Origin of the sequence: Pedobacter anseongensis, from assembly GCF_037482965.1 — a bacterium.
In the GTDB taxonomy this organism is placed as follows: domain Bacteria; phylum Bacteroidota; class Bacteroidia; order Sphingobacteriales; family Sphingobacteriaceae; genus Pedobacter; species Pedobacter anseongensis.
The window spans coordinates 604,952-625,312 of sequence record NZ_JBBHKB010000002.1; the positions used below are offsets into that span (position 1 = coordinate 604,952).

At 36.7% G+C, this 20,361-nt stretch carries 24 protein-coding genes; 12 read left to right on the forward strand and 12 right to left on the reverse strand.

The window, feature by feature from the left end:
• Positions 1-56 precede the first annotated feature (56 nt).
• Both WG904_RS09815 and WG904_RS09820 read left to right on the forward strand, forming a co-directional pair.
• Positions 57-761: an SIMPL domain-containing protein gene (locus tag WG904_RS09815; RefSeq protein ID WP_339579128.1), complete on the forward strand. Its 705-nt coding sequence runs from the start codon at positions 57-59 to the stop codon at positions 759-761.
• 124 nt (positions 762-885) lie between these two features.
• A complete protein-coding gene (locus WG904_RS09820) occupies positions 886-1,197 on the forward strand; it encodes a hypothetical protein (protein ID WP_339579129.1) in 312 nt (103 codons plus the stop codon).
• 114 nt (positions 1,198-1,311) lie between these two features.
• Here the strand turns inward: WG904_RS09820 and serS are convergent, their stop codons facing one another.
• A complete protein-coding gene (gene serS / locus WG904_RS09825; protein WP_339579130.1) occupies positions 1,312-2,583 on the reverse strand; it encodes a serine--tRNA ligase in 1,272 nt (423 codons plus the stop codon).
• Positions 2,584-2,713: 130 nt separating this feature from the next.
• On the opposite strand from serS, the gene rsmI reads away from it, so the two are divergent.
• From rsmI to WG904_RS09855, 6 genes are all read left to right on the forward strand, one after another.
• A complete protein-coding gene (rsmI, locus tag WG904_RS09830; protein ID WP_339579131.1) occupies positions 2,714-3,442 on the forward strand; it encodes a 16S rRNA (cytidine(1402)-2'-O)-methyltransferase in 729 nt (242 codons plus the stop codon).
• A gap of 148 nt (positions 3,443-3,590) precedes the next feature.
• Complete coding sequence (locus tag WG904_RS09835; protein WP_339579132.1) at positions 3,591-4,172, forward strand: PH domain-containing protein; 582 nt, start codon at positions 3,591-3,593, stop codon at positions 4,170-4,172.
• A gap of 38 nt (positions 4,173-4,210) precedes the next feature.
• A complete protein-coding gene (lnt, locus tag WG904_RS09840) occupies positions 4,211-5,839 on the forward strand; it encodes an apolipoprotein N-acyltransferase (RefSeq protein ID WP_339579133.1) in 1,629 nt (542 codons plus the stop codon).
• Positions 5,821-6,309, forward strand: a complete 489-nt coding sequence (locus tag WG904_RS09845) for a DinB family protein (RefSeq protein ID WP_339579134.1) — start codon at positions 5,821-5,823, stop codon at positions 6,307-6,309. The genes lnt and WG904_RS09845 overlap by 19 nt, the downstream gene beginning before the upstream one ends.
• Positions 6,310-6,312: 3 nt before the next feature.
• A complete protein-coding gene (gene lspA, locus WG904_RS09850; protein ID WP_339579135.1) occupies positions 6,313-6,810 on the forward strand; it encodes a signal peptidase II in 498 nt (165 codons plus the stop codon).
• A 75-nt stretch (positions 6,811-6,885) separates the two neighbouring features.
• Entirely contained in the window at positions 6,886-7,254 is a 369-nt protein-coding gene (locus tag WG904_RS09855; RefSeq protein ID WP_339579136.1) for a VOC family protein, read from the forward strand.
• 44 nt (positions 7,255-7,298) lie between these two features.
• Here the strand turns inward: WG904_RS09855 and WG904_RS09860 are convergent, their stop codons facing one another.
• The 3 genes from WG904_RS09860 to WG904_RS09870 all read right to left on the reverse strand — a co-directional run bounded on the left by WG904_RS09860 (position 7,299) and on the right by WG904_RS09870 (position 10,254).
• A complete protein-coding gene (locus WG904_RS09860) occupies positions 7,299-7,820 on the reverse strand; it encodes a DUF6252 domain-containing protein (RefSeq protein ID WP_339579137.1) in 522 nt (173 codons plus the stop codon).
• A 105-nt stretch (positions 7,821-7,925) separates the two neighbouring features.
• Entirely contained in the window at positions 7,926-9,566 is a 1,641-nt protein-coding gene (locus WG904_RS09865) for an NAD+ synthase (protein WP_339579138.1), read from the reverse strand.
• Positions 9,567-9,582: 16 nt separating this feature from the next.
• Complete coding sequence (locus tag WG904_RS09870) at positions 9,583-10,254, reverse strand: porin family protein (protein ID WP_339579139.1); 672 nt, start codon at positions 10,252-10,254, stop codon at positions 9,583-9,585.
• A gap of 23 nt (positions 10,255-10,277) precedes the next feature.
• Here WG904_RS09870 and gldB point away from each other — a divergent pair, with 23 nt between their 5' ends.
• From gldB to WG904_RS09885, 3 genes are all read left to right on the forward strand, one after another.
• The gene (gene gldB / locus WG904_RS09875; protein WP_339579140.1) at positions 10,278-11,315 is read left to right on the forward strand and encodes a gliding motility lipoprotein GldB; all 1,038 of its coding nucleotides are present in this window, start codon (positions 10,278-10,280) and stop codon (positions 11,313-11,315) included.
• A gap of 115 nt (positions 11,316-11,430) precedes the next feature.
• Positions 11,431-12,213 carry a patatin-like phospholipase family protein gene (locus tag WG904_RS09880; RefSeq protein ID WP_339579141.1) on the forward strand — a complete coding sequence of 261 codons (783 nt, stop codon included), beginning with the start codon at positions 11,431-11,433 and terminating at the stop codon, positions 12,211-12,213.
• Between the two features lie 575 nt (positions 12,214-12,788).
• Positions 12,789-13,580, forward strand: a complete 792-nt coding sequence (locus tag WG904_RS09885) for a hypothetical protein (RefSeq protein WP_339579142.1) — start codon at positions 12,789-12,791, stop codon at positions 13,578-13,580.
• On the opposite strand, the gene WG904_RS09890 is transcribed toward WG904_RS09885, so the two are convergent.
• Both WG904_RS09890 and gcvT read right to left on the reverse strand, forming a co-directional pair.
• A complete protein-coding gene (locus WG904_RS09890) occupies positions 13,581-14,297 on the reverse strand; it encodes a 2-phosphosulfolactate phosphatase (RefSeq protein ID WP_339579143.1) in 717 nt (238 codons plus the stop codon).
• An 83-nt stretch (positions 14,298-14,380) separates the two neighbouring features.
• A complete protein-coding gene (gcvT, locus tag WG904_RS09895) occupies positions 14,381-15,460 on the reverse strand; it encodes a glycine cleavage system aminomethyltransferase GcvT (RefSeq protein ID WP_339579144.1) in 1,080 nt (359 codons plus the stop codon).
• 101 nt (positions 15,461-15,561) lie between these two features.
• On the opposite strand from gcvT, the gene WG904_RS09900 reads away from it, so the two are divergent.
• Positions 15,562-15,762: a hypothetical protein gene (locus WG904_RS09900; RefSeq protein ID WP_339579145.1), complete on the forward strand. Its 201-nt coding sequence runs from the start codon at positions 15,562-15,564 to the stop codon at positions 15,760-15,762.
• Here the strand turns inward: WG904_RS09900 and WG904_RS09905 are convergent.
• From WG904_RS09905 to WG904_RS09930, 6 genes are read right to left on the reverse strand one after another with little or no spacing between them, the layout of a single operon-like run.
• A complete protein-coding gene (locus WG904_RS09905) occupies positions 15,751-16,950 on the reverse strand; it encodes a glycosyltransferase family 4 protein (RefSeq protein ID WP_339579146.1) in 1,200 nt (399 codons plus the stop codon). The genes WG904_RS09900 and WG904_RS09905 overlap by 12 nt on opposite strands.
• Positions 16,951-16,969: 19 nt before the next feature.
• A complete protein-coding gene (gene rnhB, locus WG904_RS09910) occupies positions 16,970-17,578 on the reverse strand; it encodes a ribonuclease HII (protein WP_339579147.1) in 609 nt (202 codons plus the stop codon).
• A 29-nt stretch (positions 17,579-17,607) separates the two neighbouring features.
• On the reverse strand, positions 17,608-18,240 hold the full coding sequence (locus WG904_RS09915) for a response regulator transcription factor (protein ID WP_339579148.1): 633 nt from the start codon (positions 18,238-18,240) through the stop codon (positions 17,608-17,610).
• Entirely contained in the window at positions 18,240-19,019 is a 780-nt protein-coding gene (locus tag WG904_RS09920; RefSeq protein WP_339579149.1) for a sensor histidine kinase, read from the reverse strand. The genes WG904_RS09915 and WG904_RS09920 overlap by 1 nt, the downstream gene beginning before the upstream one ends.
• Positions 18,995-19,642 carry a hypothetical protein gene (locus WG904_RS09925; protein ID WP_339579150.1) on the reverse strand — a complete coding sequence of 216 codons (648 nt, stop codon included), beginning with the start codon at positions 19,640-19,642 and terminating at the stop codon, positions 18,995-18,997. Before WG904_RS09925 ends, WG904_RS09920 begins: the two co-directional genes overlap by 25 nt.
• A gap of 5 nt (positions 19,643-19,647) precedes the next feature.
• Entirely contained in the window at positions 19,648-20,313 is a 666-nt protein-coding gene (locus WG904_RS09930; protein ID WP_339579151.1) for a hypothetical protein, read from the reverse strand.
• Between the last annotated feature and the right edge of the window lie 48 nt (positions 20,314-20,361).

Here is a 20,361-nt window from a genome sequence, read left to right on the forward strand (position 1 = left end):
GGAATTGGCACAATATTTTCATCTAATTGCTATACACACACAAAACAATTAGAAAAATGAAAAGAATAATAACCCTAGCCTTCGTTGCCTTATTAAGTGTAAGTGCCATGGCCCAGCAAGTAGATTTAAGAAAGAAAATTTCAGTAAGTGGATCGGCAGAAGCTGAAGTAACTCCCGATATTATTTACCTCGGTATTTCTTTAAAGGAATATTTTAAAGATAATAATAACAAAAAAAGAGTAGACATTACCGAGTTAGAAACTCAACTTTACAATGCTGTACTAAAAGCAGGAATTGCAAAAGAAAACCTAATGGTTAATAATATTTCTAGCTATAATTATGCAACCGAGAAAAAGAAAAACCCAGATTTCTTAGCAAGCAAACAGTATCGCTTAAAAGTAACTGATTTAAATAAATGGAACGACATTATCAGTGCTGTTGATGCCAAAGGCATTGCCTACACCAACATTGAAAGCTATGATTATTCCAAAATTGAAAGTTTAAAGCAAGAGTTAAAAATTAAAGCGCTACAGGCTGCCAAAGCAAAGGCTTTATATATGGTGGCAGCGCTTGATGAAAAATTAGGTGGCGTAATCGATATTCAAGAAGTAAACAATGAAGCTTATCCTCAACCGATGTATAGAGCTAACGTAATGATGATGAAAGGCGAATCGATGGCAGCGGATATGGCAGCACCCGAACTCGATTTTAAAAAGATAAAATTAAATTATGTAGTAAATACAGTTTTCGAAATTAAATAAGTGCCTAGTACACTATACAACTTATTCGAGTAACCTTTTAAAAACCTATCAAATCAATTTTGGTAGGTTTTTTGTTTATAGATAAATAATTAACCATAAACCCAACATTTTAAACTCAAAAAGCATGAAAAAATTTATTTACACTTTAGCACTTGTTTTCACATTAGGAATTAGTACCAATACCGTATCTGCGGCAGACAAAAAAGAAACGAAAACAGAATTAACTGCTGAGCAAAAAGTTCAATTCGAAAAATTAGTTAACCGAGTTGAAGAAATCCGTAGTATGGATAAGTCTAACTTAACAAGAGAAGAAAAAAGGGCATTGCGCAAAGAGTTGAAAGAGATGAAAGAACAAGCACGTGTTTTGCAACAAGGGGTGTACCTTTCTGTAGGTGCGATCATTATCATCATTTTATTATTAATTCTTATTTTATAAGAAAATAAAAGAGCTATCTATAAAAGCAAAGAGCTGCTCGGTTAACGTCGATCAGCTCTTTTTTGTGGATTATACTCACTCATTAACCTCGGAGGTTGTAATACGTTCTTTCAGTTAGTCAATCACATCAAACCCTGTATACTTTCTCAATACCTGCGGAATAACAATTCCATTTTCGGTTTGGTAGTTTTCTAATATCGAAGCTACAATTCGAGGCAGGGCCAATGCACTTCCATTTAAGGTATGTGCTAATTGTGTCTTTCCTTCTTTGCCTTTGAAGCGAATTTTTGAACGATTACTTTGAAATGTTTCTACATTAGATACCGAAGACACTTCTAACCAACGTTCCTGTGAAGCACTCCAGGTCTCCATATCATAGGTCATTGCCGAACCAAATCCCATATCACCCCCACATAACCGCAGCACCCGATAATGGAGCCCCAATTTTTTCAAGAGCGACTGTACATAAACACTCATTTCTTCCAAGGTTTCGTAAGATTTATCTGGATGTGTTACCTGAACAAGCTCTACTTTATCAAATTGATGCAATCTGTTCAACCCGCGCACATGAGAACCGTAAGATCCGGCTTCGCGACGGAAACATGGGGTATACGCTGTATTTTTAATTGGTAATTCTTCTTCTTTCAAAATTACATCGCGATACAAATTGGTAACTGGTACTTCAGCCGTAGGGATAAGATATAAATCATCTATGGTTGAATGGTACATCTGCCCTTCCTTATCGGGTAGCTGCCCAGTGCCAAAGCCCGAAGCCGCATTAACAAGGTGGGGTACTTGTACTTCTTTGTATCCAGCCTCAATAGCCTCATCTAAAAAGAAATTAATCAGGGCACGTTGCAAACGAGCACCCTTTCCCTTATATACAGGAAATCCTGCGCCCGTAATTTTTACGCCCAATTCAAAATCGATAATATCGTATTTAGCAGTTAATTCCCAATGTGGTTTTGCATCCATAGGTAAAACTGCAGGCTCGCCATGAACTAAAACTATTTCATTTTCTTCAGGAGTAGTTCCTGGTTTAACCAAATCATGAGGTAAGTTAGGCAGTTGAACCAATAAATTAAATTGGGTTTGTTCAAGTTCAGTTAACTTCTCTGAAAGCAATTTAATCTGTTCCTTATGATTAGCAGAATTTGTTTTTATCGCTTCTGCTTCTTCCTTTTTGCCTGAGCGCATTAATTCACCAATTTGCTTTGCCGCAGCATTTGCAGCAGCAGAAAGGTTATCTAACGAATTTTGAGTTTGGCGACGCTCTTCATCAATGGAGATGATCTGGTCTACCAATTCTGGTTGTTTAAAATTACGTACGCTAAGACGCGCTAAAACTTTCTCTCTATTTTCGCGGATATAATTAACTTGCAGCATTATTTTATTTTTTTACAAAGATAGTAACTAAACTCGTCATTGCGAACGCAGTGAAGCAATCTCCTTACAATAGATTGTTTCTTCATCCTTCCTCGCAAAGATGCTATTTAACTATAAAATACTCAAAACTATGACAGGAAAATTATATCTCGTTCCTACACCGATTGGCAATTTAGAGGACATGACCTTTAGGGCTATTCGCATCTTAAAAGAGGTGGATGTAATTTTAGCAGAAGACACGCGGACAAGTGCGCCTATGCTTAAGCACTTTGGCATCGATAAAAAAGCCTATTCTCATCATCAACATAATGAACATAAGGCCACCTCTGAAATCATTAAATTTTTAAAAGAAGGACAAAATGTTGCCTTAATTTCTGATGCAGGTACACCAGCTATTTCGGATCCGGGATTTTTCCTAGTGCGTGAAGCACTAAAAAATGAAATTGAAGTAAACTGTTTGCCAGGTGCTACCGCTTTTGTACCTGCACTTGTGAATTCTGGATTACCTAGCGATCAGTTTGTTTTTGAAGGATTTTTGCCCGTCAAAAAGGGCCGTCAAACACGTTTAAAACTATTGGCAAATGAAGAACGGACCATGATATTTTATGAAAGTCCACATCGCCTCTTAAAAACTTTAGAAGAATTTGCCGAATTCTTGGGCGATGATCGGCAAGCTTCAGTTAGCCGAGAGTTAACCAAAATGTACGAGGAAACTGTTCGTGGAACAGTGGTAGAAATAAAATCACATTTTGAAAACAATATATTAAAGGGAGAATTCGTAATTTGTGTGGCAGGAGCGGTCGGGAATGGAAAAATTAAAATTGAAAAGGATTGGAAAGTTGCAAAGTTTGAAAGTTGAAAGGTCTTTGATTTTTAAAGACCCCAGCCGTATACACCCTGAACATTACAACCTTTCAACATTAACTGAGCGTAGCGAACTCATGAGTGCCATCGAAACAATAAGAACTCGTGAATAAAACACTATAACAAAATAAGCACCCAACAAAATGAATATAGATAAATTTTTAATCGACGAGCAAGACGTTAAAACTGTAGAGAAAGTAATGACTAAATTAACAGATCTCTTAACTTCTGGAGAAGAGCTGATTTACTTAGCGGTACAGAAAAAGCCTGCCGTAAATTTGTTACCCGATAGTATTGCCATTAGCAATAAACGTATTTTTTACTGCGAACCCGGTAATTTGGGCTTAACCATGAATTTTAAAGACATCTCGTGGAAAAATGTTAAGGAAGTTTCTTTTAAAGAAGAATTCTTTGGCTCAAAGTTTATTTGTGTGCCTCAGCATGGCGAAAATATTGTTACTGAATTTATTCCCAAAGTACAAGCTCGAAAACTATATCAAGCCGCTAATGAGCAGCTAGAAAATCAACCAAATCCAACTCCTATCCAAAAGGTAGTTGAATTCGAAATTGAGGAAGCCCAAATAATCAATCAAGACCCCATTGAAACAGAAGCCGAAGACGAAACTACCTTGAAATTGAGAAAGTTAAAAACCTTATACGATAAGCAATTAATTACGTTAGAGGAATATGAGAATAAGAAAGCAGCTATTTTAGAGAATTTTTAATACAGGGATCCCAGCCTATTTCCCATTTCCAAAAAATAATGAACAAAAAACAAACCTACGGCTTAGCCCTTCTCAGTGCCTTCATCATGTGGCTAGCATGGCCTCCGCATACATGGCTTGCCCCTTTATTGCTAATTGGCTTAGTACCATTATTTATAGCATTAGCTAACATTGATAGTAAGGCTACTAAAAAAAGAGGTAAGAAAATTTTCTTAACTGCAGGTTTTACTTTCTTGGTGTGGAATACCGCTTCGATTTATTGGGTTTTTAATGCAATAAATAGTGCTAGCACCAACGTTGTAGAAACAATTATATCGTTATTTGTTTCGCTAATTCCATTTGGTTTAGGAGCATTATTAATGACTTTCGCTTTTTGGCTTTATTATAGGCTAAAAAATTATGTTGGTGTTAAAATTGCCTATTTAGGGTTAATATCCTTTTACATTTCAATGGAATATTTGCACCAAAGCTGGCAATTGAACTTTCCCTGGATGAATCTGGGAAATGGATTCGCAGGGTTGCATCAATTTATACAATGGTATGAATATACAGGTGTTTATGGCGGTTCAGTTTGGATTCTCCTTAGCAATATTCTCGCCTTCGAGGGGTACAAAGCCCTCGTGCAAAAAAACACAAAAGCTTATCAACCTATTCTCTCATGGATTTTAGTTTTAGTAATCCCAATAGGTTTCTCCCTGTATACTTATTTCACCTATGAAGAGAAAACTTCACCAGTAAATGTAGTGGTGGTTCAACCAAATATTGATCCTTATGAAAAACTTGGCGGTATTTCTCCTGAAGCTCAATTGGCAGTATTAACTCATCTATCAGATTCGGCTGGTCAGGTAAACACGGAATATTTTTTCTGGCCCGAGACGGCTTTACCCATTTATGCCGATGAAGATCAAATCAGAAGCAATCCTACAATTATTAGTGCACAACAGTTCATTAGCAAATATAAAAATGGAACCCTGATTACGGGAATGGAGGGTGTTAAATGGTATAATACCAAAGAAACAGAATCTGCACAAGAATGGAAGCAGAAAGGAATCTTTGTTGATCATTTTAACTCTGCTATCCAGCTAGAAAATTCTGCCCAAGTTAACATTTATCATAAGTCGAAGCTTGTTCCAGGTGTAGAAAGAATGCCTTTTCCGCAAGTACTCTCTTTCTTGGCTCCTGTTTTTAGGGAATTGGGTGGCAGTATTTCAGGCTGGGGAACACAAGATGCGCCAGAAGTATTTTATGCACATAGTGGCGTAGGTGTAACTCCAGTAATCTGCTACGAGTCGATTTTTGGCAGTTGGGTTGCTCAGTCGGTAAAAGATGGCGCTCAATTTATTGCCATAATCACCAACGATGGTTGGTGGGGCAATACTTCTGGGAAAGACCAACACTTTATGTACGCCAAGCTTAGAGCCATAGAAACTCGCCGTTGGGTAGCACGATCGGCAAATACAGGTATTTCTGGTTTCATTAATCAACGTGGCGACGTAGTAAAACGATCGAAATGGTGGACGAGTACTGCATTAAAAGAAGACATTAATTTAAACGATACGCTAACTTTCTACGTTCACAACGGAGATGTATTAGCTAAATTATTTTCAGTCTTAGCCCTATTACTTGCATTAATTATTCCCTATATCAAATGGATGAAAAAAAATTAGTTCAAGAATTATTGATCCGACAGTACGAATTGATAAAAAGTTCGAGAGCGGCGTTATTAAATTATTGCAACCAGTTAACGGAAGAAGATTTTTTAACTAGCAACAGTTCTTTTGGTCGCGGTAGCATCCGAAATCTACTCGTTCACAATGCAAACGTGTATGAATTTTGGCTTTTAAGGAACATTTTAAAAATTAACGTCGATGTTAGAGATTTCGATTCTGTAAGAAATGTTGCTGAATGTATCACATATTTTCAATCGGTAGACCAAACCGTCCTCAATTTCATCCGCCACTTCGATGGCATGTATGAGAAAAAAATGGATGTTACGCTAGGAAACCGTTTTCTTACACTTACCCCACTCCAAGTATTTACCCATGTAGTTACCCACGAATTTCACCATAAAGGCCAAATTTTATCGCTTAGCCGGCATTTAGGATATACCCCAATAGATACAGATGTTATACGATAGTATATGAACCTCAAGCAATCAAAAAAATTACTCATTCTTGCCCTCATTTTAGTTAATGTAGGCTGCGATCAGGTATCAAAAATAATCGTCCGCCAGCAAGTGGCTTACAATGAAAATATTAGCCTCATTAAAGATCATTTTACCTTAACAAAGGTCGAAAATACAGGAGCATTTTTAAGCATGGGCGATGAATTACCTGAATTTGTACGATTTACATTATTGAGCTTAATGCCAATTTTGGTTTTAGGCTTTGGCCTATATTATCTTTTCTCACACGCTAATTTACCAATAGGAGTGCAAGTAGGAATCTGCTTTTTAATTGGGGGAGGAATAGGAAATATTTACGATCGCCTTAAATATGGATCCGTGACCGATTTTCTACATATTGATTTTGGCATATTCCGTACGGGTGTATTTAACTTCGCAGATGTTTCGATTATGATAGGAATTGGGATTCTACTAATTCAATCGTTCAAAAGGAAAATCGAAACTTCCCGATAAATTAACAGCATCTAAATAATAAGTTTTCGACTAATTTAATTAAATTGGTTAGTTACTTGTTTAGTATAGAATTTTATGAATATTCCTCAAAATCATCAAGGCCTAATGCCTTACTTAATGCTCGACGAACCAGAAAAGTTTATCGATTTCGTTGAAAAAATTTTTAATGCGACCATTTCTGCAAAACATTTAACTCCAGACGGAAAGATACAGCATTGTGAGGCCACGATTAACGGCAGTACGATTATGTTTTCTAGCACTAATATGGATTGGAAAGCCGAAACCGCTAATCTCTTTGTCTACGTAAATGACGTAGATACAACCTACGAAAAGGCAATCGCTAACGGTGCAATTAGCATTATGGGCATTTCTAACCAAAGTTATGGAAGAACCTGTGGTGTAAAAGACCCCTGCGGAAATGTTTGGTGGATCACAACAGTTTAAGGTTAAAAGACAATAGCTATCGTCTTTTAACCTTACTTATAAAATTAGAAACTGCTCACTTTTATATTGAAAGAACCTTCAGTGATATCTTTAAAGTCGGCATTATCGTTCTGATTTCTTGCTTTAAACTTAAAAGTACCTGCTACATTTCCAGTTTTAGAAAATTCAGAAATCTTAACTTCTCCAATTACACCACTATTTGAATAAGGTGCTGCCCACGTTTTAGAAGAGCCACCTAAGTTTACCTCCGTATAGCTTGACACTACACCAATAAGACCTATGCTATTTGGAATTTGCCAAGTACCCGTACTACCATCATAGTTGTTAATCATGATATTAATAGCTTTACCGCTAGCATCAGTTCCTAACAGGTTTAAAGATTTTCCTATTGAAACGTATTGCGCACTGGTTGATATTTTAGCCGACATCCAACTTGTTCCTCCGATTTTGGCTTGCATTATTCCATCCGCGGCCGTTCCGCCATCACCACCATCGTCGTCTTTTTTACAGGCTGCTACGCTGAATAAAATCATGCAACTAAAAAATAATTTCTTAAATGTGTTCATAGTATATGGGTTTTAATTGTTTACGATACAAAAAAAACCAATAACACTACGTAATACCATACCCAATTTTACGGATTATAACTACCCACTATTGGGTATAGTGAATTAAGCCATGTACTTGCCTACAATCGGCATCCTTCGGCCCATGCCAAAAGCTTTTGGCGAAACTCGTAAAATTGGAGGACTCTGGTAGCGCTTAAATTCGGCCAAATTAACCATTTTAAGCACTCTTTGCACCAATGCTCCATCAAAACCTTGCGCAATAATTGCCTTTGATCCCTTTTGCATTTCGATATGCTGAAATAGAATTCGATCCAAAATACCATAGTCTGGCAATGAGTCTGAGTCCTTCTGCCCGGGTCTTAACTCGGCCGAGGGTGGCTTAACAATGGTATTTTCTGGGATAATTTCGCCCTCGTTATTTATATATCTCGCCAATTCAAAAATTTGTGTTTTATACACATCGCCAATCACGCCTATGGCGCCACACATATCGCCGTACAGCGTGCCATAGCCTACTGCGCATTCGCTTTTATTAGAAGTATTCAATAATATGTAGCCGAACTTGTTCGACATGGCCATTAAAATAATCCCTCTACAACGCGCTTGTATGTTCTCTTCAGTTAAATTAAATGCTAATCCCTCAAAAGGTTTCGCCATTACTTCATCAAATGCATCAGCCGCTGCTGCAATGCCTATAATCTCGTGCTTACAACCAATGGCCGTTACCAAATCTAAAGCATCTTTAATAGAATGATCGCTCGAATATTTTGAAGGCATTAAAACCGCCATTACATTTTCTGGCCCTAAAGCCCTGCAGGCCAATGCGCAAACTACAGCCGAATCTATTCCGCCCGACAAACCTAGAACGGCCTTTGTAAATCCCGATTTTCGAAAGTAATCTTGAATCCCCAAAATCAACGCATCGTGAATTTGAGCAATGTCGGATACACGGGGAGCAGGAGGATATTTATTTCTAACATTTTGCACTTCATCTAGATCAAACAACTGCAAATCTTCTTTAAAATAACTCATTTCGGCCTTTAATTCACCTGCTTCATCAAAAACGAGCGAACCTCCATCAAAAATAATTTCTGTTTGTGCACCAACTTGGTTTACATAAAATAAAGGCAGTTTATATTTCTTTGCGTTATCAGATAAAATTTTAATCCGATTTTCATCATGCTGATAATTAAAAGGGGATGCCGCAATGTTAATCATCACATCCGGGTTTTCTTTAATCAATTCATCCATCGGACAAGAAACATACAAGGGATTATCGTTAATGTTCCATAAATCTTCACAAATGGTTAAGGCAATACGCTTTCCTTTGTATTCAATGGTATTAAAAACAGCATTTGGCTCAAAATAACGGTATTCATCAAAAACGTCGTAGGTTGGTAATAGTGCCTTTTTCGTAATGGCTTTCACCCTACCATCGGTCATAAAATAGGCTGCATTGTATAAATCCTTCCCTTCCAAAACCTCGTTTTTTATGGGCAAACCCACAATTACTGCAATATCAACAGCGTGTTTTGCAATTTCTTGTGCATTTTTTTCGCATAGGGCGATAAATTCATCAAATTCTAAAAAATCGCGCGCTGGATACCCACAAATAGCCAGTTCTGCAAACACCACAATATCAGCCCCTTTGTTTTTAGCTTTATCGATAGCGTCGATAATCTTTTGTGTATTAAAATCGAAATTACCAATGTGATAATTGAGTTGTGCGAGTGCTATTTTCATTAAATGAGATTAAAGACTAAAAGAAAACCCCCAAATTTAATGAAACAAAGTGATTTCGTACTGCATTTTTTGAAGTCGTAATGCTTGTTAATCCATTATTATAGGAAATACCTGCCATTAAACTGGTATGCCCCGCTAAATCAAATTCCCCACCGCCACCAATTACCAATCCGGCACGATAAAAACGGGTCCATTCTCCCGAATTGCGATCGTTTGCCAATACGCCAGTCGCAGTTTTAGCATCTTGGCTCGCTCGAATTTTAAACCCATTGCTTAAACCAAATTGCCCAAACCATTTTAAATCGCCTATTTTAGAGGTTCTCAGTTTAAGGATAAATGGGATTTCAAGATACTGCATTTTATACTTCAAATCGTATGCTATGGGTGCGGTACTACTAACCACTGCATGATAGGGCAAAGCATTAATTTCTCTGCTCTTACCATTTATGGTGGTTATGGTTAATCCTGTATTAAAACTATAATGTTCGGCAAAGTTAAAATCGGCCATCAAACCATACGCAAAACCTAAATTTGTGCCTTTATTCTCCCCCACTTCAGGACTTATTTTTCCAAAAGTAGGATAGGCTGTTAAACCCAATCTAAAGCCATAGTTACGAATGGTATTTATTTGAGCAGTGGCTTGCACGGCAAAAAACAAGAAAAGTAATCCCGCTACTATTTTCTTCATCTGTTATATTATATTTGTTAGTAATGAACTATAACGTAAAATCATATCAAATCTATCTATTTTTTCTTTGTGCACTTGTAATTTTTTCTTGTAAGCAAAGCAAAAGGCCCGATGTAAGTGGAATTAAAATAGCGATCAAAATACAACGATTTGACCAAGATCTTTATCAAAATCGAACAAAACGTGCGCAAGAGGCCGATTCACTTTTAACTAAAAAGTATGGTGCTTTCTATGGCGATTTTATCACCCGGATGGTTGGTACGCCTAATTTAAGTGGGGTTGAGGTATTAAAAAATCTATATAAAGGGAAAGCGTATGCCGATTTACAACACGAGGTAGACAGCGTTTACCCTAAACTTGATCAAGTAGAGAGCGAATTAACGGAAACCTTTCAATATATCCGTTATTATTACCCAAAAGTTAAAATACCTCGTTTTATTTCGTTTTTATCGGGCTTTGCTTATCAAATTCCAATTGGCGAAAATTACATGGGCATTGGCCTAGATATGTTCTTGGGTAAGGATAGCAAGTTCTACCCTGCTTTAATACAAAGTATTCCACGTTATCAGTCTAGACGATTTGAGCCGAGTTATATCGTTCCACGGATAACAGAGGAATTTGCAAAAGAAGAACTTTTTAAACCTAATGATGAAGACCAAACCCTCCTATCCCAGATGATTTACCAAGGTAAAATTTTATATTTTATGGATCAGGTTTTGCCTGAACACGTAAGTGATAGTGTTAAAATTGGCTATACTGCGCGACAAATGGCTTGGGTTAAGAAATTTGAGGGTAATATTTGGGGCGTTTTGTTAGAAAAGGAGCTATTGTACAACACCGATTTTCGAAAGATACAAGTGTATATAACCGATGGCCCCTATACTGTAGGATTGGGAGATAAAACTGAATCTGCTCCCAAATTAGGGGTATGGATTGGCTGGCAAATGGTAAAGAAGTACATGGCCGAAAACCCTAAGGTTACGCTTCAACACTTAATGGCCGACAATGATGCTCAGAAAATATTAACGAAATCTAAATATAAACCAAAGATTAAAGAGTAGCTAGTTTTCAGTTAACAAGTGGCAGTTTTCGGCGGCAGTTAACAAATTAACCAAAAATGATTTTCAGACTGCAACAATTCAATATTAAAATAATCTAAAAATAAATACGCTAGCTATGGCTAAACCAAAAATAGGTATTGTACTTTCGGGAGGGGGAATTAGGGGCATTGCTCATTTAGGCATCTTAAAGGCCTTTATGAACGCAGGCATAAAATTTAGCCATGTGAGTGGAACAAGTGCAGGTGCTATCGCTGGAAGTTTTTATGCTGGCGGAATAGACCCTGAAGAGGGATTGAATATTTTTATTAAGACCAAATTATTGCGCTTTATTCGTCCTGCTTTTGGTTCATTAGGCCTAATTAACATCGAAAATACTCGGGAAATTTTAAAAGATTATTTTCCCCACGATAAAATTGAAGACCTTAAAATTCCGCTAACCATCTGCGCCACTAATTTCAGCGAGGGTAATTTGGCTTATTTTACCAGAGGCCCCCTAATTCAAGCCATATTGGCTTCGAGCTGTATCCCAGGAATTTTTAAACCGATTATGATCAATAATCAGATGTTTGTAGATGGAGGAATATTGAACAATTTCCCGGTAGAGCCGCTCTTGGACAATTGCGATTACATTATTGGTTCTTCTTGCAATCACTTAAAACCTGTAGAAAAGATTACACGAATTTCGCATTTAATGCAGCGAGCGGGCATTATGTCTATCAATCATGATATGGAAAGAAAAGCAAAATTCTGCAATGTATTAATCGAGCCTAAAGGTATGGGAGAAATTAGCACCTTCGACATGAAAAAGGCTGAAACCATTTACTGGGTAGCGCACGAAGAGGCGCTTAAAGCCATAAAAAACAGTGAAATAATGCAGGAGTTATTGAGGAATAAATAAAGATGGGTCTAGAAAGCAGATCAACTTCAATAACCGTAAAGACAACAAATTTACTATGGTTTAGGGTAGTTTTCATCCTACCTGTTGCATTTTTTGGCTTCATCGTCATGGCCCTTATACTCAGTGATGCAAACGTCCGGCTCCTGGCATTTTTCTTATTTTTAACCCTATTTGCTAGTTTTGGATGTTATTTTTTAGCTAGATACCTAACCAAAAGCGATACTACAATTCGTGTTGAGAACGATTTATTAACACTAGAGCAAACAAATAATATTCTTAGAAAAGATACTTTTAGGCAATTCGAAATCGGTTCTGTTCGGGGATATGAAATTTCGGAAGTAAAAAGTAGTTTTAGTTTAATTATTTATTTAAATGATTTTTCATATTACAAATACCCTCTTTACCGTATTACAGAACTGCTAAAGTTTAAGGTATTCTTTGCTGATAAATTAACAGAACTAACCGCTAACCATAATCCTAATTTTAAGAATTTTTGGGCTGCTTTTCTATTTGCTTTACTTAGGGTTAGTATGTGCACCCTTACCGTTACGATATTGGTATATCTAACACAAATTTTGGCAAATTATTTTCAATGGTCAATCGCTAATCATAAAGTATTGGCTAGTCTACTTTACTTGACCGCATTAACGCTATGCTGGATAGGTTTGGTCAGGTTACCTGCAAGGAAGAAGAAAATTAGGTATATGGGATTTTCTCCTCATAACCTTCTTTTCTTAGGCATTTCATTCATTTTAATTTTACTAGCATTCTCAACTAGTAATACGCTTAAAGAAAAGCCTAAAAAAATTCTAAGCGTAAGCGGCATTCTTGATAACCCCAAAGAAAAGCTATTTTATATTCAACATACGAATTACAACCCAAAACAGACACTCCTTTATCGTCCAATTATAAAAAATCGCAGTAAGAGTAATAAATTAAGCGTAGACCATATTTTTGTAACACCGATTACCAATTCTAACCAAAAAGAACCTATCCAACCTATCAATTTTTGGATTACAAAAACATATACGCAAAGCATCCCTAAAGCGATACCGGCTGTATCTAAAGAATCAATGATCAAAGAATTTGGGCTGCAGTCGAGGGTAAAACTAATTAATCAGCTACAGGAAAAACCGGAATTTTATAAAATTCTATACAATCAGCTAAACTTAACCAAAAGTCATGATCAAGCATATGAGCTAATAAAATCCAGTCAGATTTTCAATTCGACAGCGATTATTCTAGAACCTCATTGGGAAACACTCTCAGTATATAAAGATGAGCTAAGGCTTAAAATATTTTGGCTTTTAATGGGCGTATTACTTTTTAATGGTATTTGTGCGATAGCTATCGCAATAAACAGGTAATTATTGCTTTAAAGCAACTAATCGCTCTGCATGCAAAACTGGTATCACCTTACAAGCATCCAATTTCAAACAAAACTTAACATCTTCTTCTATATTTAACTGCTCTAAACGATGGCTGTGTGATGATTTACGCAAGTACGTTCTTAAATCGTCTTTAGCTAACAAATACATATCTTCTGCAGCTACACACGAATCATCAAAATGTATAAACTCTTTGCGCAACACATTCACAACTGCCCCGGCAAACAGCGTATCTTCCAAGTTAAATTGATCTTTCCATCCTGCGCACAACAAAAGCACATTTCTATCTTGTGCCTTTAGCCATTCACATAAGGATGTTAAATTCAAAAATGACCCAACTACAACCTGATGGGCGCGTTCTTGGGCCATGTGCATTGCTTTAGTACCATTTGTTGTGGTTAAAACGATGGTCTTTCCCTCTACTTTCTCTTTTGTATACGAAAAAGGAGAATTCCCAAAATCGTAACCTTTTACCACTTCACCATTTCGCTCTGCTGCCAATAAATAACCCCTATCGCTATAATTAAGGCAATCTTCTACATGTGCCACAGGAATAATCGCTTCTGCGCCGTTCTCTAGTCCGTAGGTAATTGATGAGGTTGCTCTAAGAATATCAATAACCACAACAATACTATTCTCTATCGCATATAAATGCAATAACGCTGGAGTGAGGCAAACTTCGATGGTTCTAGACACTATGGGTTGTGAGTTGTGAGTTGTGGGTTGCGGGTAATTGTTATGCGCCCAGACCGCCAACTGACAACCCGCAACCTGCAACCCTATTTATAAAATGGAAACTTAACTACTTTGGCTTTTACCTTATTATTTCTAATGTCGATATAAATTTCAGTGCCTTCTTTCGAAAATTCTTTACTTACATAGCCCATTCCGATTGCTTTTTGTAAAGACGGGGATTGTGTGCCTGAGGTTACTTTTCCGATTACATTTCCATGCTCGTCTACAATTGGATAATCGTGGCGAGGGATACCGCGATCGATCATTTCGAAACCAACCAGTTTATTTTTAATGCCAGCTTCTTTTTGAGCTAATAAACCCTCTGAATTGGTAAAATTTTTGGTGAATTTAGTGATCCAACCTAGACCAGCTTCTATCGGCGAAGTTTCATCATTAATATCGTTGCCATACAAACAGAAGCCCATTTCTAAGCGTAAGGTATCTCTAGCGCCTAAGCCAATGGGTTTTATGCCGTAAGCTTGGCCAGCTTTGAAGATAGCTTCCCAAATTTTTTCGGCATATTGGTTTTCAAAGTAGATCTCAAAACCGCCAGCACCTGTATACCCCGTTGCTGAAACTAACACATTATCTATACCCGCAAAAACACCTTTCTTAAAACTATAATATTCCATCGAGGCCAGATCTATATCGGTTAAACTTTGTAGGGCATCGGCAGCTTTTGGTCCTTGAATGGCCAATAGGGAAGTTTGATCAGAAATGTTATGCATTTCAACATTAGCGGTATTGAATTGTTTAATCCAATTCCAATCCTTTTCGATATTTGAAGCATTAACAACCAGCATGTAGCTCTTTTCATCTATTCGGTAGACTAATAAATCATCTACTATACCCCCATCATTATTTGGCAGGCAAGAATATTGCACTTTGCCATCGTATAACTTCGAAGCATCGTTACTCGTTACGCGTTGAATTAAATCTAAGGCATTTTCACCTTTTAAGATAAATTCGCCCATGTGACTTACATCGAAAACGCCAACAGCATTTCTAACCGTTGCATGCTCTGCATTGATGCCTTCGTATTGTACAGGCATATTGTATCCAGCAAAAGGGACCATTTTAGCACCTAATGAAATATGTTTTTCTGTTAAAGCAGTATTGTTCATGTAGTCTATAAAGATTGAAGCCCAAAAATAGGAAGAATTGGGCAGTATTTTTAATGCAATTTGCTAACTTGTGATAAAACCTTAAAGTTATACAATAAATTATGGCACAAGAACCCGAAACCACAACCATAAATGGATATGAATTAATCTGCCCTATTTGTAAAAACACTCTTTTCTATAGCAGAGAAGCTCAACTAAACACGGCTACCGCTAGCTTTTTTAACTTAGATTGGGCCAATCGGTCGGCCACTTGTTTCGTCTGCTCTGAGTGTACGCACATTTCTTGGTTTTTAGGCGATTAAAATTTTATATATTTCTAGCATTCGCTTTGCATTTTCACTAATATCGTGATCGCGTTCTACCGTTTTTCTAGCATTTTCGCCGATCTCTCTCCACCGTTGTGGCTGAGTGATGCATTGAAGTATAGAGCGATAAAATTCGTCGGGCGTATTGGCAATAAGAATATCTTTTCCGTGTTCACAATTAATTCCTTCGGCAGCCATTGAAGTTGCAATTATACATTTCTGCATGGCCATTCCCTCAATAATTTTCACTCGCATTCCGCTTCCAGATAGTAAAGGCACAATCATAATTGCCTTTGAGTTCATAAATTCTATGGCGTCAAAAACCTCTCCTTCTACAATTAAATTATCTGAGTCATAATCGAAAAATTGTTTCTGCATGTTTTTGCCTGCAATGTAGAAGCGAAGTTCTCCGCTTAATTTCTCGATGTCGGGCCAAATTTCATCGAGAAACCATTCCAATCCTTCTTTATTCGGACGCCAATCCATCGCCCCCAAATGAAACAACGTAGGGAAGCTAGTTTTCGATAAATCTACCTGGTATTTATCGAAGTCGACCGCTACAGGAAAAACATCTAGTCGAGTTTGGCAACCAAATTGCAAAATGCTTTGTCGGTCGTGATTACTAATGGCAAAAACCTGATCAAAACGATTAATTTGTTCCCTTTCGTAAACCTTTAATCTTCGCGATAAAAATTCTAAATATTTTCTTCTAGGTGTAAACTGTTCTCTTGCCGCTAAACGTTCCCAAACATCAAATTCTATATTATGTGCGCGATAGATCAGTTTAGCCTTACTATTTTCTTTCACTAAATCTAAATAAGGCACCACAAATAATCCTTCGAATTGAATAATATCAAATTCGTTTTCACGTAACACATTCTCCAATAACGCTGCGGCATCATCATCATAAAAGCGCGAAACATTGTAAGATTGGTTAGAAAAAATATTAAAAAATGCTCCCCAAACATTAACTTCTGTATCTATTTCGTGAGCATGAAAATTTATTTGGCTAAACACCGGATCATAAATATCATCAACATCAACCCAATGTTTACGCCGATTAAGACTAAAAAGAGAAATTTCGGCATCTAGCTTCAATAAACCCTTGATGGTGTTGTAAACCACAATTGGGTAACCACTATTGGTGGGAAAAGGAACTCGATTGGTTAACATTAATACTTTCACAACTTGAAATTACGAATAATCAATCTTCTGTAAAAGAAATAGTAAGCTGTGGAGTGCTTATGGTAAATGTTTTACGATGATAGGGCGACAAGCCCATATTGATAACGGCATTTCGATGGGCTATAGTCGGATACCCCTTGTTCTGCTGCCAATTATATTGTGGATAATCGACGCCCAAACTGGTCATAAATTCATCACGGTGAGTTTTTGCCAAAATGGATGCAGCTGCAATATTTAAATATTTTCCATCGCCCTTTATGATGCAAGAATGTGGTACTTTAGCGTAGGCTTTAAATCGATTGCCATCAATAGCCAAGTAACCAGGCTCAATACCCAACTTTTCTATCGCTCTATGCATCGCTAAAAAAGAAGCATTTAAAATATTAATTCGATCTATCTCTTCGTGATCTACAAAAGCTACCGCCCAAGCAAGTGCTTCCCTCTCAATCACAGGCCTTAACTTTTCTCTTTGTTGATGGGTTAGTTTTTTAGAATCATCTAACCCTTCCAGGCAAAAATTGGCTGGTAAGATTACAGCAGCTGCCGTTACAGGGCCTGCTAAACAACCACGCCCCGCTTCATCACACCCTGCTTCAATAAATTCTTGCTGATAGCAATTTAATAGCATAGCTCAAAATTACCAATTCTTATCTAAACTTAATCATCGAAACCATTTTTGATGGCATATACGGCAAGTCCAACCCTGCTTTTTAATCCAAATCGTTCAAACAAGGTATTTCTATAATATTCGACTGTTCTTGTGCTACAGCACATTTTTTCAGCTATTTCTTTGTAGCTCATTTCGGTTACACAATGCCGCAAAAATTCAATTTCTCTATCATTAAGTGGGTTTTTCACCAATTCGTTACTTAAACTTTCGAACACTTTAGCCGTTGCCCAATCTGGATAATAAAAACCAGCCCGAATCAGGTTATTTAATGCATTTTCTAATTCTGCAGGGTGTACATTTTTAAGCAAATAACCTTTTGCGCCGCACTTAATCATTTTGATCAGGCTTTGATCATCATCTTGCATGCTTAACGCCATAATTAGCACTTCAGGATGATTCATTTTTAACCATTTAGCGGTTTCAAACCCATCCATTATTGGCATACTGATATCTAAAAGTACAATATTGGGCACATTACCTGGAATTTTACATTTTTCTTGCAGCTCCTTCCCGTTTTCGCATTCATACAGCACTTCAAACTGCGTAAAATTACTCAAAATGCTTGCTATTGCCTTTGCAATTAAAATATGGTCATCTACAATTACTATGCTATTTTTCATTATTCTATAGAAATCTCGATGGTTAACGTTGTGCCTATATTCTTTGTACTTTGAAGCAAAAAGCGTCCGCCTAATAATTCCACTCTTTTTTTTATATTGATGAGGCCAATACCGTTCTCACTTATATTTTCTAAATCAAAGCCTACCCCATCATCTTTTAGTATAATTTTCAATTCTTGATTAAGTTTAACCATGGAGAGGCTTAACGTTTCACAATTTGCATATTTCATGCTATTTTGCACAAATTCTTGCACAACCCTCACAATTACATTTTTAGTTTGATAGGGTAAAAATAATTCTTCATTGGTAAGTTCTAAATTAACGTTAAATTTTCGCAATTCTTTAATTCTTTCAAATTCCTGTTGCAAAAGATAGTTGATGGTTCCATTTTCAATCTTATTATCGGTTAGCGATTTAGAAAGATGTCGGAGATCCTTTAACGACTGGTTAATAATTTCGCCAATGTTTTCTATTTTTTCATTAATAGAAGACACGTTATTTTCGTAAACAAGTTGCTGTGTATATAAGCTTGCTAAAGTGAGCTTTTGCCCAACATTATCGTGGATTTCGCGGCCAATATATTGCATCGTTTGTGCCTGAATTTCCATCTCGGTAGCAAGCAACTCTTTTTGATGGAGGATTTCCTGTTGGGCCAATTGGGCTTCGTTCTCTCTTTTTTTATTTTTGTATTGGACAACGAATATAATTGCAGCGATAATAAATGCTAGCAAAAAAACATTAAATAGAATAATAATTAAAAGGTATTCGGTTTGCCCCATACAAAAGCATTAATGAACAATAAATACATAATGTGATTGGCGATCATGAAAAAAATATAATAGCTTGTCCAAATTTGAAGATCTTTTAATATTAATCCATAAAATGAGAAAAATGGCAGGGTTCCGATATAAAATAACATAATTCCAATGTTAATATAGAACATAAAATTCGATCTAAAAAGCAATATTTTTTCTGACTTAATTTGCTTAAAAATCTCAAGAAAAACCATCAACATAAGTAGCACATTACCAACTGTATAACTTAAAGAATACACAATCGACCCTTTGGCAAATAAGGTAAAATAAGGAAGAAATGAAATGGCATACAGGAAGATACAGAGCCAAAACAACGCAGGGTTTTTTAACGATTTTACCGCATATAGCCAATAATAAAAAATAAATTGGATGGGAATTCCGAAAAAATCATACAGGTAGACGCGATAGGTGGGAGTATCTTTCAACCCCCACTTACTAAATGCCTCCACAAAAAAAATAATACAGAGATAAACAATAAACCATTTCCAATAGCTATGCTTTAATTTAGGCCAGTAGAATAGCCCTACGAGGGCAGCGGCCAATTGAATCCATATTAATGTTTCTCTTAAGATAGATGAGGTGCTCATTTTTTTTAAAATGCCTCTCCCGCTATGCTAGCCGGTGGAATAAGCTGCCCATGGTTTAACGCTGGAATTTCAGTAGTATCAGACGGTTCCCTTAAAAGAGACATTGTCTTCATTGCCCTGCCCGGAAAACCACCATAGGTGTTTTTATTAAATGGATTAAAATCTGCAAAAATCCCTTTTTCGGTTTTGATTACCGGGATCATGATGAGGGTATGTTTTCTTTCATAAAGTTTAGGTATGTCATTACCTAATAAGTTTCTTAAATTCTCATACCCGCTTTCACTCCATTTTTCTTTTACGGGATAGGCTGCGTAGTACATCCTAATTGCCAGTTTAGGATTAGCCGATGGGTCGACCTGTTTAACCCCTTGTTCAATATAACTAATAAATTGCTTTAAGGTATCGAGATCAAATAAGATTGAATAGGAATCATCCTTAACAGGATTTTTGGGTGAATTTTCAATAGACAATAACTGCGCTTTTCTATAATTGCCAACCATTTCTTCGATGAGGCTCATTCTAAGTTTACTTGGCGCGGGTTCAACCCCGTCCATTTTTAACAAAGTAGATGCTTTTTCAGGTTCGCGCTTTACAGGTGGATACTTGTAGACGTAAATGGCGAATACGGCCAGTAAAACACAGATAACAATAAATGCAGATTTCTTTTCCATGAGATTAATTTAGTTTAATGAGAATAAATATAGTTTTTAGTTTACACA

Bases quoted from the DNA above. Each gene is read 5' to 3' on its own strand.
- WG904_RS09815 (WP_339579128.1), top strand. From the start codon at position 57: ATGAAAAGAATAATAACCCTAGCCTTCGTTGCCTTATTAAGTGTAAGT.
- WG904_RS09820 (WP_339579129.1), top strand. From the start codon at position 886: ATGAAAAAATTTATTTACACTTTAGCACTTGTTTTCACATTAGGAATT.
- serS (WP_339579130.1), bottom strand. From the start codon at position 2,583: ATGCTGCAAGTTAATTATATCCGCGAAAATAGAGAGAAAGTTTTAGCG.
- rsmI (WP_339579131.1), top strand. From the start codon at position 2,714: ATGACAGGAAAATTATATCTCGTTCCTACACCGATTGGCAATTTAGAG.
- WG904_RS09835 (WP_339579132.1), top strand. From the start codon at position 3,591: ATGAATATAGATAAATTTTTAATCGACGAGCAAGACGTTAAAACTGTA.
- lnt (WP_339579133.1), top strand. From the start codon at position 4,211: ATGAACAAAAAACAAACCTACGGCTTAGCCCTTCTCAGTGCCTTCATC.
- WG904_RS09845 (WP_339579134.1), top strand. From the start codon at position 5,821: ATGGATGAAAAAAAATTAGTTCAAGAATTATTGATCCGACAGTACGAA.
- lspA (WP_339579135.1), top strand. From the start codon at position 6,313: ATGAACCTCAAGCAATCAAAAAAATTACTCATTCTTGCCCTCATTTTA.
- WG904_RS09855 (WP_339579136.1), top strand. From the start codon at position 6,886: ATGAATATTCCTCAAAATCATCAAGGCCTAATGCCTTACTTAATGCTC.
- WG904_RS09860 (WP_339579137.1), bottom strand. From the start codon at position 7,820: ATGAACACATTTAAGAAATTATTTTTTAGTTGCATGATTTTATTCAGC.
- WG904_RS09865 (WP_339579138.1), bottom strand. From the start codon at position 9,566: ATGAAAATAGCACTCGCACAACTCAATTATCACATTGGTAATTTCGAT.
- WG904_RS09870 (WP_339579139.1), bottom strand. From the start codon at position 10,254: ATGAAGAAAATAGTAGCGGGATTACTTTTCTTGTTTTTTGCCGTGCAA.
- gldB (WP_339579140.1), top strand. From the start codon at position 10,278: ATGAACTATAACGTAAAATCATATCAAATCTATCTATTTTTTCTTTGT.
- WG904_RS09880 (WP_339579141.1), top strand. From the start codon at position 11,431: ATGGCTAAACCAAAAATAGGTATTGTACTTTCGGGAGGGGGAATTAGG.
- gcvT (WP_339579144.1), bottom strand. From the start codon at position 15,460: ATGAACAATACTGCTTTAACAGAAAAACATATTTCATTAGGTGCTAAA.
- WG904_RS09900 (WP_339579145.1), top strand. From the start codon at position 15,562: ATGGCACAAGAACCCGAAACCACAACCATAAATGGATATGAATTAATC.
- rnhB (WP_339579147.1), bottom strand. From the start codon at position 17,578: ATGCTATTAAATTGCTATCAGCAAGAATTTATTGAAGCAGGGTGTGAT.
- WG904_RS09915 (WP_339579148.1), bottom strand. From the start codon at position 18,240: ATGAAAAATAGCATAGTAATTGTAGATGACCATATTTTAATTGCAAAG.
- WG904_RS09920 (WP_339579149.1), bottom strand. From the start codon at position 19,019: ATGGGGCAAACCGAATACCTTTTAATTATTATTCTATTTAATGTTTTT.
- WG904_RS09925 (WP_339579150.1), bottom strand. From the start codon at position 19,642: ATGAGCACCTCATCTATCTTAAGAGAAACATTAATATGGATTCAATTG.
- WG904_RS09930 (WP_339579151.1), bottom strand. From the start codon at position 20,313: ATGGAAAAGAAATCTGCATTTATTGTTATCTGTGTTTTACTGGCCGTA.